The following is a 13,967-nucleotide window of genomic DNA, read 5'->3' as shown; positions in this document are numbered from 1 at the left end:
CCGATCGTGAAATAATCAGTCTTTCGGTCTATCGGACAGTTCTACTCGATAATAAACGTCCGTCCTTCAATCGCTAGTTCCGTATCCTTGAAAACACTTTGGGCTTCTTCCAGCAATTCGTTTAACGTTTTGTAGCGTGCCGAGAAATGGCCGATCAACAATCGCTTTGCATTTACTTTTAGCGCAATTTCGCCGGCTTGCAGTGCAGTGGTGTGGTGAGTTTCAAGTGCCCTGTCCAGCATATTATCCAGGAAGGTAGCCTCGTGATACAGCATGGTTACATCACTTATCTGTTTAAAATACCGTTCATCATACATCGTATCCGAGCAATAAGCGTATGATTTGGGGTCGCTTGAATCTGTTGTGAGTGCATCATTTTTGTAAATATCACCGTTAGGAGCAACATAATCTTCCCCCTTTTTAAGCGCTGAATAATGTGATATCGGAACACCCAATCGCTCTATCTTTTCCTTCATTAATTTGCGCAAACGTTTCTTTTCCTTAAACAGGAAACCGGTGCAGGCAATACGATGATTGAGGGGAATTGTTTCAACGGTGATATCCTGGTTATCCAACAAAACTTCAACCTTTTCGGCATCTGTAAAACGGTACTCTAACGGGTATTGAATGGTTGTTTCTGAATAGAGTAGCTGTATATCAATAATCTCTTTCAAATGTGCCGGGCAATAAATATGCAGCGGCTTAATACGCCCATTTAAGTGAAGTGATGAAAGCAGGCCTACCAAGCCAAGATAATGGTCACCATGTAAATGGCTGATGAAAATATGGTCAATTTTGCTTGCTTTTATATCAAAGCGCAACATTTGTTGCTGAGTGCCTTCGCCGCAGTCAATTAAATACCAGCGATCATTTATGTTGACCGCTTGCGATGTTGGGTTTCGATTAAAAATGGGGGTTGCAGAACTGCTGCCAAGTATTGTTACCTCAAATTTCATACTTGGTAAACAAACGGAATATCTATTTTGCTTCTCTTTTTAGTTCTTTTTCTATTTCTTCCATAAAAACTAAATCGATAGCTTCTTCGCATGTAGGCACAATTGACAACACACTGTCGAGCTGGGAAATAGTTATTAATCGGGCAACAGGCTCGTTAAGGCCGGTAAGTATAAATGTGCCTGAGGCATTTTTACAAAGGCGATGGCCAACCAATAAGCTGCTTAGTCCCGATGAGTCGGCAAATTTAACTTGTGAAAGGTCGAAAATAATATTCCGCTGACCTTCAGTATTGATTAATATCAATTCAGATTTAAGCTGTGGCGTTATTAATGAATTCAATTTTGATTCATTCAGCTTTAACAGAATATATTTCTCGTGCTTGTCAACCGTAAATTTCATTTTCTTGTTTAAATTAAAGGCTAAAGATATAATTATTTTGTCGACAATAAAAAAAATTACAACACGGCAAGCTCATTATTTATAGCTTTTTCAACGCGGGCCAACACATTTTCGCCACCGGGCTTAACAAATTGCTCGCCTGTAATTTGTTCAAAAAGCTCTATATAGCGCTCAGAGATAGATTGAACAATCTCCGGCGTCATTTCCGGCACTACTTGCCCGTCCTTTCCCTGGAAACCATTTTCAATCAGCCACTTTCTCACAAATTCCTTCGAAAGCTGTTTTTGGGGCTCCCCGGCTTGCTGCCGTTCGCTATAACCGTCACTATAGAAATATCTTGAGGAGTCAGGGGTGTGTATCTCATCTATTAGGTAAATTGTGTCTCCAACCTTCCCGAACTCGTATTTGGTATCTACCAAAATTAAACCTTGTTTGCCGGCAATTTCGGTACCGCGTGCAAACAATGCGCGGGTGTATTTTTCCAATTGCTCATAGTCTCCGGCCGAAACGATTCCACGCGCTAGTATTTGTTCTTTTGATATATCCTCGTCGTGCCCTACCGATGCTTTGGTGGTAGGTGTAATGATCGCTTCAGAAAGCTTATCATTTTCTTTAAGGCCCTCGGGCAGACTAACACCGCAAACCTGCCTCCTGCCCGCGCTGTACTCGCGCCATGCATGGCCGGCCAGGTATCCTCGTATTACCATCTCCACCTTAAATGGCTCACAGATGCGGCCAATGGTTACACTTGGATCAGGCACGCTTACTACCCAGTTAGGCACTATATCTGACGTTGCTGCTAAAAATTTAGCTGCAATTTGGTTCAACACCTGCCCTTTGTAAGGGATTGCCTCGGGCAGCACCACATCGAAAGCCGATATGCGGTCGCTAACCACCATTACCAGGTATTTATCATCAATTGTATAAACGTCCCTTACCTTACCTTTATAAAAACTGGTTTGGCCCGGGAAGCTGAAGTTTGTTTGTTTTATTGCGTTCATTGTGTTAGTTCATGGTTCATAGATGACAGTTCATAGCAGCTACCGCGGCCTCATCTATCGTGTCAATAATTAACTCAAATCCACAATTCATACTTAAATGGCCATGAACCACTAACTATGAACTATGAACCTTCTCTATTGTATATCGCCGTAAGCAGCTAATATTTTCCTTACTAATTTGTGCCTTACTACGTCTTCGCCGCTTAGGTACACGATTTCAATTCCGTTTATATCGGTTAAGATTCGCAGCGCAGTATGCAGACCTGACTGTTGCTTTTTTGGTAAATCTATCTGGGTAACGTCACCCGTAACAATAAACTTAGCCGATGGCCCCATACGCGTTAAAAACATCTTCAACTGCATATCGGTGGCATTTTGGGCTTCGTCCAGTATCACAAAGCAATTGTCAAGCGTACGGCCACGCATAAATGCCAATGGTGCAATCTCGATGGTACGGTTTTCCAAATAAAATTTCAGCTTTTCAGCCGGGATCATATCATCTAAAGCATCATATAAAGGGCGCAGGTACGGATCTATTTTCTCTTTAAGATCACCTGGCAAAAAGCCCAGGTTCTCCCCTGCTTCAACTGCCGGCCTGGTTAATATGATACGTTTGATGTCTTTATTTTTAAGCGCCCTTACAGCCAAAGCAACGGCAGTATAAGTTTTACCGGTACCTGCGGGGCCAATGGCAAAAAGTATATCGCTTTTATTAATACAATCAACCATTTTGCGCTGGTTGGCGGTACGAGCTTTTACCATTACACCGTTGGGGCCGAACACGATAACCTCGCCGCTGGCAAACTTATCTGCCGAGGTATCCGCCTTTGGCGCTTCGATGCTTGACCCAAGAATGCGTTCAAGGTCGGTGATGTTTAAATTTTCATATTTCTCAACATGCTGCAGCAGGTGTTGAAACTTTTCCTGGAATATATTCAGCTCGTGATCGTCGCCCAATACCTTCACCTCGTTCCCCCGGGCCACTATTTTTAGCTTTGGATACTGCTTTTTAATGATCTCGAAATGATCATTATTAGGTCCCCATAGCACTGCCGGGTTGATTTGTTCAATTGACAATTTAAGCTCGTTCAATACAAATTGATTTTTAGTTGCAGATTTTTATGAATTAAAATTGAATATTTGTAGGCACTAAATGCACGTACAAGATTAGCGATAAATATCTAAAAAATTAATGGCAATAATAACTTTAACTACTGATTTGGGCGATAAAGATATTTATCAGGCCGCCCTTAAAGGCAGTATCCTAAAATTGTTGCCCACCGTTAACATTGTTGACATTACCAACAGCGTTGCCGCCTACAATATACAGCAGGCCGCCTTCATATTAAAAAATAGTTTTTATTATTTTCCGGACGAAACGGTGCATCTAATAGGTATTGATACCGTATTTAATACCGAGACCCGCTACCTGGCTGTAAAATACCGCAATCATTATTTTGTTGGCGCCGATAATGGAATTTTCAGCCTGATGTTTGAGGAAGATGCAGAAGAAATTGTTGAGTTAAACATCATGCAGGATTTGAAGTTCCTGCACTTTCCACTGGCAGATATTTTTGTGAAAGCTGCCTGTCACCTCGCTAAGGGAGGCACCCTTGCCAAAATAGGCCTGCCCGTGAGCGACTTTGAGAAAAAAATGAACCTGCAACCTGTTATCGAAAAAAACCTGATAAAAGGCGTGGTTATTTATATCGATTCGTTCCAAAACGTAATTACCAATATTACTAAAGAGTTCTTCAACCGGGTACAGCAAAACCGGCGCTTTACACTATCATTTAAGCGCAACGAAACCATCAATCACCTCAGCTGGCATTACAACGAAGTACCCGAAGGCGAAAAACTTTGCTTGTTTGGTATAAGCGACCATTTGGAAATTGCTATCAATAAAGGCAATGCCAGTGGCTTACTGGGGTTGGGCTTAGGTGATAGTGTGATTATTGATTTTGAGGATTAATGAAAAGTTTCCTTTCAATCATTTTATCGCTTGTACTTTTCGGAGCATCCGCCCAATTCAAAACTGATTCCCTTGCCTACCAGCTCCAGCGTAAAAAAATAAACACCATGCTTGCCCAGCGCGCAGTGAAGTTTGGGCAATACGATGAAAGTCTCGACAAACACACCGGCATATTCGGCTTACAAACAAAAAAAGATATCCGTCGCTCCAACGAAATTTTGATGGACATTGTTAAAACCGACAACGACATCTACAGTGAGTTAAAAATCCTGCTCGAGTACCGCACCTTTCAGCAAAAACAGGTACTGACGCATACTAAAGAGACCGAGAACAGTACGCTCGGCTACATGTCAACCATCAACAAACTGCGGGCGCAAATAGGCGCTTTAAAACTGGAGGCCGAAAAAGACAATGCACACGAAGCGGAAGTGCGAAAAATGATGATCATCACCATAATTGTATTAGCTGTTTTAATTTTCCTGATGATAGTGTTCCGCCGAAAGAAAAGTGTACCGGTAAAAGGCAAACGCGCTACAAGTAGCGCAAGCCCCAAAAGTAGCAGTCGCAGGTAGTTTATACTTATCTTTATGGCGGTTAAAATATTTTTAAACGCCAATCGTCTTAACCTTCAAAATAGCATTACATTAAATGGCAAGAAGACGATTAAACAGCAGCAATGCACCCGAGGCTGAACTACCCAAAGCAAAACTAAACAGGCAAACGCTGCATAAAATTTCTCGGTTACTGGCTTATATTAAACCTTACCGTGCAAGGTTTATAGCGGGTTTGGTATTCTTGTTTTTATCCAGCCTGGTTGGCCTGGCATTCCCGGCGTTTATTGGCGGGTTGATTGATACCGCAAAAGGAGCACATACCAACCCTTGGTTACCAGGCACTATAAAGGGTATATTGGAGCTTGCCTTTGGCGTGTTATTTGTGCAGGCTTTTGTCTCATTTTTCAGGATATTGTGGTTTGTAAATGTAGCTGAACGCTCACTTGCTGATATACGGCGCGATACTTATTTTAAGCTGATAACCCTGCCCATGAATTTTTTCTCGAACCGAAGGGTTGGCGAACTAAACAGCCGTATCTCGGCCGACTTATCACAAATACAGGATACACTGACCACCACCATCGCCGAAATGATAAGGCAATCCGTTTTATTAATAGGCGGTATAGCTGCTATGGCAATAATATCTGTAAAACTTGCTATTGCTTTGCTCGTGCTGTTGCCGCCGCTAATTGTTTTCGCAATATTTTTTGGCAAATTCATCCGCAAATTATCGCGGCAGGCACAGGATAAGCTGGCAGAATCGAACACGATTGTTGAAGAGACTCTGCAGGGCATAGCAAATGTAAAGGCTTTTGTTAATGAAGCCTTTGAAGCCGGGCGCTATGGCAAAAACATTCGCGATGTGGCCGATATAGCCATCAAAGGCGCAAAATATCGCGGCATTTTTGTGTCCTTCATCGTGTTTTGCTTATTCGGCGCTGTAGTTGCGATCGTAGGTTACGGCTGTATACTGGTGAGCCACCATGAGTTGGAGGTTGGCCAGCTGTTTACTTTTGCCCTGTACGCCACCTATGTGGGCAGTGCCATGGGCAGTTTCCCTGATCTGTATGCCAATGTACAAAAAGCAGTAGGCGCCAGTGAGCGGGTGCTGGAAATCCTGGACGAAAAAGGCGAAGACGTATCTATCAACGACAAGGATAACGTCATCCAACAAAAAATAAAAGGTAACCTGTCATTCACAAACGTGGAGTTCGCCTACCCGTCGAGACCGGAATTAACCGTTTTGAACGACATCTCGTTTGATGCCGATGCCGGGCTGCGCGTGGCGATAGTTGGCCCAAGCGGTTCAGGAAAATCAACCATGGCGGCGTTGATACTGCAGTTTTATCATCCCGAAAACGGCACTATATCGTTTGATGGCCGGCCGGCATCGGATTACTCTTTAACCGACATCCGTAACCAGGTAGCCATTGTGCCACAAGACGTTTTGCTGTTTGGCGGTACAATAAAAGAAAACATCGCCTACGGTAAACTTATCGCCACAGAAGATGAAATTATCCAGGCAGCCCAACGCGCAAATGCGCATGCGTTTATTATGTCGTTCCCCGAAGGATATGATACCGTTGTTGGTGAACGCGGGGTGAAATTATCAGGCGGCCAACGGCAGCGCATAGCCATTGCAAGGGCTTTGCTAAAAAATCCGGCGATACTGATACTTGATGAAGCCACATCATCATTAGATTCGGAATCAGAGCGTTTGGTGCAGGAGGCACTGGAAGAATTAATGAAAAACCGTACATCAATCATTATTGCCCACCGCCTTTCGACCATCCGGGAAGCGGATAAGATAATTGTGCTGGAGAAAGGCAAGATTGTGGAGTCGGGCAGTCACCAGGAATTACTTGCCAACGAGCAGGGGCTTTACAGATATTTGAGTGCGCTACAATTTGAAGTAAATTAATCCGGTTTCTATAACCACAGAGGGGTTGAATCCGTATAAGCCGCACCCCTAAACTCTATTACGATAGATGATTAAGGCGGTTTTATGTTTAAATTTACGCGGTAACGCGAACACCCATCTATGAATTGGAGATACTTTTACAAGCCTGCTGCTATAGTTATAACCATCGTTTTATTTAATATCAATTGCCGTTCGAGCTCGAAAGCTACAGTGGATAGTGTTGAATATTTAAACAAAGCGGCCAGCAGTCCCGATACTAATAAAATAGACGCTAAAAATCAGCCCGAACTTAATACTGATCACAGTAATAATACCGTACCATTAAAAAATATGTTTGGCATAAATGGTTACGAGTGGAATTTTTTGGAGAACCCCGGCAGCCCCAACGACCGTAAGCACATTTACGAAGACAACATGGCGCTGATTAAAACCTTCTCGGGCATGCGGCATTATCTCAACTGGAACCGGGTTGAAACCACTAAAGGCAATTACACCTTTAACCCCACCAATAACGGAGGCTGGAATGAAGACCTGATTTACCAGCGCTGTAAGCAGGATGGCATTTTAGTTTTGGCGGATTTAAAAAACATTCCCGATTGGCTGCAAAACACCTATCCTGCCAGCTCACGCGACAACGACAATGCCCCGGTGGCATACGGGCAAAGCCTGAACGACCCGGCATCATACGCCGACCAGGCGCGAATGGCTTTCCAGTTAGCGGCAAGGTATGGCTATAACAAGAACATTGATAAATCGCTGATAAAAGTTGACACCCGCAAACGCTGGAACGGCGACATACCGAATGAACCATTGGTAGGTATGGGCCTGCTAAAATATATTGAATGCGGCAACGAGCGCGACCGCTGGTGGGGCGGTGACGAAACCCATCAAACTGCCGAGCAATATGCAGCAAACATGTCAGCGTTTTATGACGGCAATATGGGCAAGCTTGGGCAGGGCGTTGGCGTAAAAGCCGCCGACCCCAATATGCAGGTGGTTATGGGCGGCCTGGCAACCGCCGACGTAAAATTTGTGCAACGTATGATCGACTGGTGCAGGACAAACCGTGGCCTCAAAGCTGACGGCAGCGTTAATTTATGTTTCGATGTGATTAACTATCACCTGTATTCGAACAACGGCGATGTACGGAAGCAAAAGAAGGCAGCCACTGGTATAGCGCCGGAATTGTCTATATCTGGTGAGGTCGCCAATCAGTTTGTGAAACTGGCAAATTCCCTGCCGGGGCATCCCGAAGTTTGGGTAACCGAAACGGGTTACGACATCAACCAGGAAAGCTATCAAAAAGCCGAATCGATAGGATTGAAAACTGTGCTGGCAAACCAGGCCGATTGGATTTTACGCACCTCGCTCCTGTACATCCGTTATGGCGTAAAACGTGTATTTTTTTACCAGCTATTTGACGATCACGCCGGCGGCACCTCGCAATACGCCACCTCAGGCCTTGCCGAAGGGATAAAAAGAAGGCCGGCTGCAGATTATATCCTGCAAACCACCCGACTAATGGGCGACTATAGCTATATCAAAACCATTAGTAACGACCCATTGGTTGACCAATACAAACTGGGCAATAAAACCATGTATGTACTAACCATCCCCGACGAAACAAATCGAAAAGCCAGCTACACGCTTGACTTAGGTGGCGCTAAAAAAGCAAACATCCACAGTTTAAAAATTGGTGCTGATATGATGGATAGCAAACATATGAACACCACAATTGGAAAAATCACTTTACAAGTGACTGAAACGCCTGTGTTTGTGGAGGGTTTGAATTAAGCCGTATTATCCAAAAAATCTATTATTTAATTATATTAGTAGGTCTTAAATCTTGCCATGTAATTAAATGGAAAATTCTTTTGCTACACCCCCTTCCCCGGTTTTACGTTGCGATGGCTGCTTTACAGCAATTAGTGATGTTGATGTTTATTGTGCAAACTGCGGTTACCCATTAAAAGGCACTCCCGATGAACAAAAGAGGTTCATTTATAGGCAAAACAAATCTGATTTTGACCTGGTTGCCTTTACAAAAAGGGTAAAAAACGCAGGTGAGACATTATATTACCTTGCGGGTTATTTTATTTTTGCTGGCCTGGTGAATACGTGGCATTTTTGGGGAGTAGATAACATGTTGGCCATTGTAATCCCTAATTTGATATTAGCCATGTTATTTGTAGCATTGGCTGGCTACAGTGCGAAAAAGCCTTTAGCATGTTTCATTTCGGGCCTGGCACTGTATGTAGTTGTAGAAATTTTAATAATCGTTAATAACCCCGGAAGCATTGGTTTAGTTTCGTTGATAATAATTGGCGTAATTATAGGCTATTTAATAAAAGGTATTAAATCGGCAGTTGACATTGAAAAAATAAAACGGCAGCATAACATAGTATAAATTTGGACCTCGAAGACAATCTAATTGAAGCGAAACCGGCCTGCGTTAATTGTGGAGTTGCTCTAAACGCTAAGAGTAAATTCTGCAACATATGCGGAGCGCATCAGAATAGTCAAGGTTTACAAGAGGCAGAAAGTAAATGGCCTTTGCTTAAGCAGGCAACCCTTTTCTACATTATCCTAATCGTTTCGTGTGCGCTACCAAAATATGTGGAATATTTTGATACTACCTTTTGGGCTTTCTTTTTCGAGGTGGCACTATGGATTACTATAGTTGCCTTTTTCGCAATCAATTGGAGAGAGAACAAAAAGTTGCTCAGTTGGCAAAGTTTTTCGTGGCAAAAACTGTGTGCCTATTTGGCCATAACAATAACCGGCGCATTTAGTATACATTATGCCATGGGTTGGCTAAACGTTGTAATTTTCCCTAATAATGAACTTTTTGATAAGGCGACAGGGAGCGGTTTCTTGTACAGCGCCATAATTGTATTTTTTACTGCGATAACGCCTGCTGTATTTGAAGAGTTAGGTTTTAGAGGTTACCTGATGCAAAGCCTGCTGAAAATTTCCGACAAGCAGCAAGCAATTTATGTAACGGCTTTTTTGTTCGCGATACTGCATCTTCAAATTGTTGGCCTCGTCTGGCTGCTTCCCCTGGCGGTATTTTTGGGTTACATACGTATTAAAGAAAACACCTTGTGGTATGGTATTTCCATCCACTTCGCCTTTAATTTAACGGCCTGTATATTCCAGCTTTTTTGAGATATCCCGACTCATGGCTTCGGACTTAAGACTATCGACTTGTTATTTCCCCCAGCGATAACTCTCATTATCCAAGCCTATAAGATCAATAATGCGGTTAACCACCGTCATCGCCAAATCTTCGATGGTTTGCGGCTTGCTATAGTACGATGGTATGGCCGGGCAAATAATTCCGCCTGCTTCCGTTACAGTTTGCATATTGCGGATATGGATAAGGTTAAACGGCATATCGCGGGCTACCAAAATCAGCTTGCGGCGCTCTTTTAAAATTACATCGGCTGCACGTGTAATCAAATCGTCTGATATTCCGCCCGCAATACGACCAAGCGTACCCATTGAGCAAGGCACTATCACCATGGTATCAAATTTTGCGGAACCGGATGCGAACGGCGCCATAAAATCAGTTTTGGGATATATTTTGTATGTGATGCTGTTATAATCTTCGTTATCCAGCTCGAACTTCCAGACATCTTTGGCGTTATCCGACATCACAACCGAAACTTCAGCAATTTGCGACTGCAATACCTGCAGCTTTTCAAGCAATAGTTTTGCGTATATCGAGCCGCTGGCGCCTGTAATTGCAACTACAATCTTTTTCTTCATTTCCATACAGCGACAAATCTACAGACTTAAAGGCACAAAAAAAGGGTCGAATATAAATACTCGACCCTACATCTACCTATGAAAAACATGCCCTTTTAGAGGGCACTACAAAAGTAGTAATAAGTTTTTTAATTTTTAAATAATTTCTTAAAATAAATTTAACCAGCCTTTGGAAAGTTCTTTTCGATAAGTGTTTGTATAACACCATCAACCAAACCAACGGTGGGTACGTATATATTTTTAATGTTCGCCCACTTCATAACGGTCATATAAATCTCGCAGGCGGGTATAATTACGTCGGCGCGGTCCTGGTTCAAACCCAGCACATTTATCCTGTCTTTAAGCGAAAAGGAAGTTAAATAACTGTACAGGGCTTTTAATTTACCGAAAGTTAAAGGCGCTTTATCTTTTTCTTCCGAAAGTTTATATAGCTTATTGATGTTTCCGCCGGTACCAATACCCGATATCACTTTAAATTGCTTTGTATTTTCGCGAATAAAATCCTTCATATCGTTCCAGTTTTCTTCGGTATCCTGGTTATCGAGCATGCGGATGGTGCCGATATTAAACGACTGTGAAGCCCACATTTCGCCAGACGAAAAAAACGACAATTCCGTGCTGCCGCCGCCTACATCAATATAAAGGTAGTTTTTACTTTTATCTATAGTTTGTTCAGCATGACTGGCGTAAATCATCCCCGCCTCTTTTTGTCCATGCACTATTTCAATATCCAGCCCGGCCTCTGTTTTTATTTGTTTAGCTATCTCTCCCCCATTATTCGCCTCGCGCATTGCCGAAGTAGCATAACCCATATAATCAACCACTTTATAAACTTCCATTAATTTACTGAAAGCCTGCATGGTTTTAATGAGGTCGGCCGTCTTTTTGTCGGATAATTTATGATCCAAAAAAGCATCATCACCCAACCTCAACGGAACCCGAATAAGTGTATTTTTTTTAAAGGAAACAGAACCATTGTTTTCAATGATGTCAGCAATCAGTAGCCTGACTGCGTTCGAACCTATATCTATCGCGGCGTATCTCAATTTTTATTGTACTTTATATTTCAAATAATTATAAATGTCGACCTGTGCCCGTTGAGGGTGGTCTGACTTTGTTTTGTGATATTTATTAGTGTTGTGGCTATTTATCTCGCGCGATTTGGTGTTATCCTCTAGTTGCAAGTCAATAATATCCCGCACCTCTTTCTTTAAGTGCTCGTCGTATATCGGGAAGCCAACCTCAACCCGGGTGTCGATATTGCGCGTCATAAAATCGGCCGATGTTAGGTAAATAAGCTCATTGCCGCCGTTGCAATAAATATGCACACGCGCGTGCTCCAGGTATTTATCGACTATACTTAAGACCTCTATATTTTCGCTATAGCCCTTCATGCCCGCTATCAGGCAGCACATTCCCCTTATTATAAGCGTTATTTTAACCCCGCTATTGTTGGCCTGGTATAGCTTGGCTATCAATTGCTCGTCAGCAAGGCTATTCATCTTCAATATCATGTAAGCCTTTTTGCCAGCCTTAGCGTTCTTTATCTCATTGTCAATCAGCTTATAAATTGCAGGCCGCGCGTCAATCGGAGATACGATAAGGCTTTTCAGTCCTTTGGGTAACACTCCCTTGCCCAATGCCTTAAAAACATTTACGAGGTCGGCGGTTATTTTTTTATTGGCAGTAAGCAAGGTATGGTCGGCATACATTCGGGCAGTTTTCTCGTTAAAGTTCCCTGTTGACAAGCAGGCGTAATAAGCTGGTTTTTCCTTTTCTAACCGCATCACCAGGCAAATTTTCGAGTGTACTTTGTAGCCCTCTATGCCGTAAAGCACATTAACGCCCTCTTCTTCCAGCCTGCGGCTCCAGGATATATTGTTTTGTTCATCAAACCGGGCCCTAAGCTCAACCAGGCAGGTTACCTTTTTACCATTCTTGGCGGCGCTCATCAGCGCGTGCATTATGCGCGAGTTTTCGGCAAGGCGGTAAACGGCGATACTTATCTCTTTTACCTTTGGATCGATAGCAGCCTCGCGCAAAAAATGGATCACGTAATCATATGACTGATAAGGCGTGCTGATCAGGTAGTCTTTTTTGGCAATCATCCCCATCAGGCTTTTACCAAATGACAGACCATCAACAGGCAAAGCAACGGTTTTTTCGTACTCCAGTTCAGGCCGGCCCACGTTAGGGAACGCAATAAAATTTTTAAAGTTATGATACCTGTTGCCGGGGATAAGGCTTTCGCCGCTCAGCCCCATTTTGTTTACCAGGTACTTCAGCATATCCAGCGGCATTTCCGAATCGTACAACAAACGCATCGGTTTGCCCTTTTTACGCTTTTGCAAGCTTTTTGAAAGCGAATCGATAAATTTTTCGCTTACCTCTTTATCCAGATCAAGTTCCGCATCGCGGGTAAGCTGGATGGAGTAAGCCTCGACAGAATCATGTTCAAATATGAAGAAGATATCCTCAAGGCTATACCTGATAATATCATCAAGTAAAATGATAAATTTCAGGTTATTAGTCTCCGGCAGTACTATAAAACGAGGCAAGCTATCCGGGAACTCAATAAGCGCCAGCCGCGATTTTTTATTTTTGGTAAGCTTTACAAAAAAGTAAATCGCCCTGTCGCGCAGTTCGGGAAGCGGCAGGCTTTCATCGAGCATAATAGGCACCAGGGTGGCTAACAAGCTTTCCCTGAAATAACGTTTCACAAACTCGCCGCGGCTTACGTTAAGCTGCTTATCGTTCAAAATAAATATCTTTTCTTCGGCAAGTTGCTTTACAATGATGTTCTCGTACAGGTTATTAAACTTGCGCTCTTGCCGTACTACGATATTCTTTATCTGGTTAAGGACTTTCTTGGGGTTATAACCTAAAATTTCCTTAGCTTTTTCATTCAAATTGGCAAGACGGCTTAGTGTTGCGACCCTTACGCGGTAAAATTCGTCGAGGTTTGATGAAAAGATAGCGAGGAACTTTATCCGATCAATCAGCGGAACAGAGGGGTCGGCGGCTTCCTGCAGAACGCGGTCGTTAAAGTATAACCAGCTAATTTCACGATTAATTAAAGGTATGTGCTTAATATCCATATAAAAAGGGAGCGGCCCCGGCCTTGGTTACAAATCTGCTTATTTAAATGTTAACTTAATATTAACTCCTTGGTATGTTAATGTGTTTTTATTATTTAGTTCATGGCTGATGGTTCATAATTCATAGTAGCCGTTGTGAGTTGTTAGCAGTCGTTAATATCCTATTTTACCAACGGATGTAACTGCTACTGCTACTTACCCCTGCTACTAATTCCTTTTCGGCTATGAACTATGAACCATCAACTATGAACTAAAATTCACTATTTTTGTCCCACACCAAATTTACCTTGAATT

General features: G+C 42.8%; 13 protein-coding genes. 6 read left to right on the top strand and 7 right to left on the bottom strand.

Annotated elements, in window-relative coordinates:
- Positions 1-41 precede the first annotated feature (41 nt).
- From Q0R52_RS22070 to Q0R52_RS22055, 4 genes are all read right to left on the bottom strand, one after another.
- Complete coding sequence (locus Q0R52_RS22070; RefSeq protein WP_295798621.1) at positions 42-956, bottom strand: ribonuclease Z; 915 nt, start codon at positions 954-956, stop codon at positions 42-44.
- Positions 957-978: 22 nt separating this feature from the next.
- Complete coding sequence (locus Q0R52_RS22065) at positions 979-1,356, bottom strand: STAS domain-containing protein (RefSeq protein WP_252793193.1); 378 nt, start codon at positions 1,354-1,356, stop codon at positions 979-981.
- Positions 1,357-1,412: 56 nt separating this feature from the next.
- Positions 1,413-2,357: a phosphoribosylaminoimidazolesuccinocarboxamide synthase gene (locus Q0R52_RS22060; RefSeq protein ID WP_295798616.1), complete on the bottom strand. Its 945-nt coding sequence runs from the start codon at positions 2,355-2,357 to the stop codon at positions 1,413-1,415.
- Between the two features lie 135 nt (positions 2,358-2,492).
- Entirely contained in the window at positions 2,493-3,449 is a 957-nt protein-coding gene (locus Q0R52_RS22055) for a PhoH family protein (RefSeq protein ID WP_252793191.1), read from the bottom strand.
- A gap of 100 nt (positions 3,450-3,549) precedes the next feature.
- Here Q0R52_RS22055 and Q0R52_RS22050 point away from each other — a divergent pair, with 100 nt between their 5' ends.
- The 6 genes from Q0R52_RS22050 (at position 3,550) to Q0R52_RS22025 (ending at position 9,972) form a co-directional block, all read left to right on the top strand.
- A complete protein-coding gene (locus Q0R52_RS22050) occupies positions 3,550-4,329 on the top strand; it encodes an SAM-dependent chlorinase/fluorinase (RefSeq protein ID WP_295798608.1) in 780 nt (259 codons plus the stop codon).
- On the top strand, positions 4,329-4,901 hold the full coding sequence (locus tag Q0R52_RS22045; protein ID WP_295798606.1) for a hypothetical protein: 573 nt from the start codon (positions 4,329-4,331) through the stop codon (positions 4,899-4,901). The genes Q0R52_RS22050 and Q0R52_RS22045 overlap by 1 nt, the downstream gene beginning before the upstream one ends.
- A 76-nt stretch (positions 4,902-4,977) precedes the next feature.
- The gene (locus Q0R52_RS22040) at positions 4,978-6,804 is read left to right on the top strand and encodes an ABC transporter transmembrane domain-containing protein (RefSeq protein WP_295798603.1); all 1,827 of its coding nucleotides are present in this window, start codon (positions 4,978-4,980) and stop codon (positions 6,802-6,804) included.
- A gap of 120 nt (positions 6,805-6,924) precedes the next feature.
- Positions 6,925-8,598 carry a hypothetical protein gene (locus tag Q0R52_RS22035; RefSeq protein ID WP_295798600.1) on the top strand — a complete coding sequence of 558 codons (1,674 nt, stop codon included), beginning with the start codon at positions 6,925-6,927 and terminating at the stop codon, positions 8,596-8,598.
- Positions 8,599-8,665: 67 nt separating this feature from the next.
- The gene (locus Q0R52_RS22030; protein ID WP_295798597.1) at positions 8,666-9,211 is read left to right on the top strand and encodes a hypothetical protein; all 546 of its coding nucleotides are present in this window, start codon (positions 8,666-8,668) and stop codon (positions 9,209-9,211) included.
- A 209-nt stretch (positions 9,212-9,420) separates the two neighbouring features.
- Positions 9,421-9,972, top strand: a complete 552-nt coding sequence (locus tag Q0R52_RS22025) for a CPBP family intramembrane glutamic endopeptidase (RefSeq protein WP_295798594.1) — start codon at positions 9,421-9,423, stop codon at positions 9,970-9,972.
- Between the two features lie 42 nt (positions 9,973-10,014).
- Here the strand turns inward: Q0R52_RS22025 and Q0R52_RS22020 are convergent, their stop codons facing one another.
- The 3 genes from Q0R52_RS22020 to ppk1 all read right to left on the bottom strand — a co-directional run bounded on the left by Q0R52_RS22020 (position 10,015) and on the right by ppk1 (position 13,673).
- Positions 10,015-10,575, bottom strand: a complete 561-nt coding sequence (locus tag Q0R52_RS22020; protein ID WP_295798592.1) for a UbiX family flavin prenyltransferase — start codon at positions 10,573-10,575, stop codon at positions 10,015-10,017.
- 158 nt (positions 10,576-10,733) lie between these two features.
- On the bottom strand, positions 10,734-11,621 hold the full coding sequence (locus tag Q0R52_RS22015) for an ethanolamine ammonia-lyase reactivating factor EutA (RefSeq protein ID WP_252793185.1): 888 nt from the start codon (positions 11,619-11,621) through the stop codon (positions 10,734-10,736).
- 3 nt (positions 11,622-11,624) lie between these two features.
- On the bottom strand, positions 11,625-13,673 hold the full coding sequence (gene ppk1 / locus Q0R52_RS22010; protein ID WP_252793184.1) for a polyphosphate kinase 1: 2,049 nt from the start codon (positions 13,671-13,673) through the stop codon (positions 11,625-11,627).
- Positions 13,674-13,967: the final 294 nt, after the last annotated feature.

Source organism: Mucilaginibacter sp. (assembly GCF_025359345.1).
Taxonomy (GTDB): Bacteria; Bacteroidota; Bacteroidia; order Sphingobacteriales; family Sphingobacteriaceae; genus Mucilaginibacter.
The sequence above is the reverse complement of the archived record's forward strand: the minus strand, read 5'-3'. Positions and strand labels throughout refer to the sequence as shown.

Coding starts and splice junctions, on each gene's coding strand:
- Q0R52_RS22070 (WP_295798621.1), bottom strand. CDS start 956: ATGAAATTTGAGGTAACAATACTTGGCAGCAGTTCTGCAACCCCCATT.
- Q0R52_RS22065 (WP_252793193.1), bottom strand. CDS start 1,356: ATGAAATTTACGGTTGACAAGCACGAGAAATATATTCTGTTAAAGCTG.
- Q0R52_RS22060 (WP_295798616.1), bottom strand. CDS start 2,357: ATGAACGCAATAAAACAAACAAACTTCAGCTTCCCGGGCCAAACCAGT.
- Q0R52_RS22050 (WP_295798608.1), top strand. CDS start 3,550: ATGGCAATAATAACTTTAACTACTGATTTGGGCGATAAAGATATTTAT.
- Q0R52_RS22045 (WP_295798606.1), top strand. CDS start 4,329: ATGAAAAGTTTCCTTTCAATCATTTTATCGCTTGTACTTTTCGGAGCA.
- Q0R52_RS22040 (WP_295798603.1), top strand. CDS start 4,978: ATGGCAAGAAGACGATTAAACAGCAGCAATGCACCCGAGGCTGAACTA.
- Q0R52_RS22035 (WP_295798600.1), top strand. CDS start 6,925: ATGAATTGGAGATACTTTTACAAGCCTGCTGCTATAGTTATAACCATC.
- Q0R52_RS22030 (WP_295798597.1), top strand. CDS start 8,666: ATGGAAAATTCTTTTGCTACACCCCCTTCCCCGGTTTTACGTTGCGAT.
- Q0R52_RS22020 (WP_295798592.1), bottom strand. CDS start 10,575: ATGAAGAAAAAGATTGTAGTTGCAATTACAGGCGCCAGCGGCTCGATA.
- ppk1 (WP_252793184.1), bottom strand. CDS start 13,673: ATGGATATTAAGCACATACCTTTAATTAATCGTGAAATTAGCTGGTTA.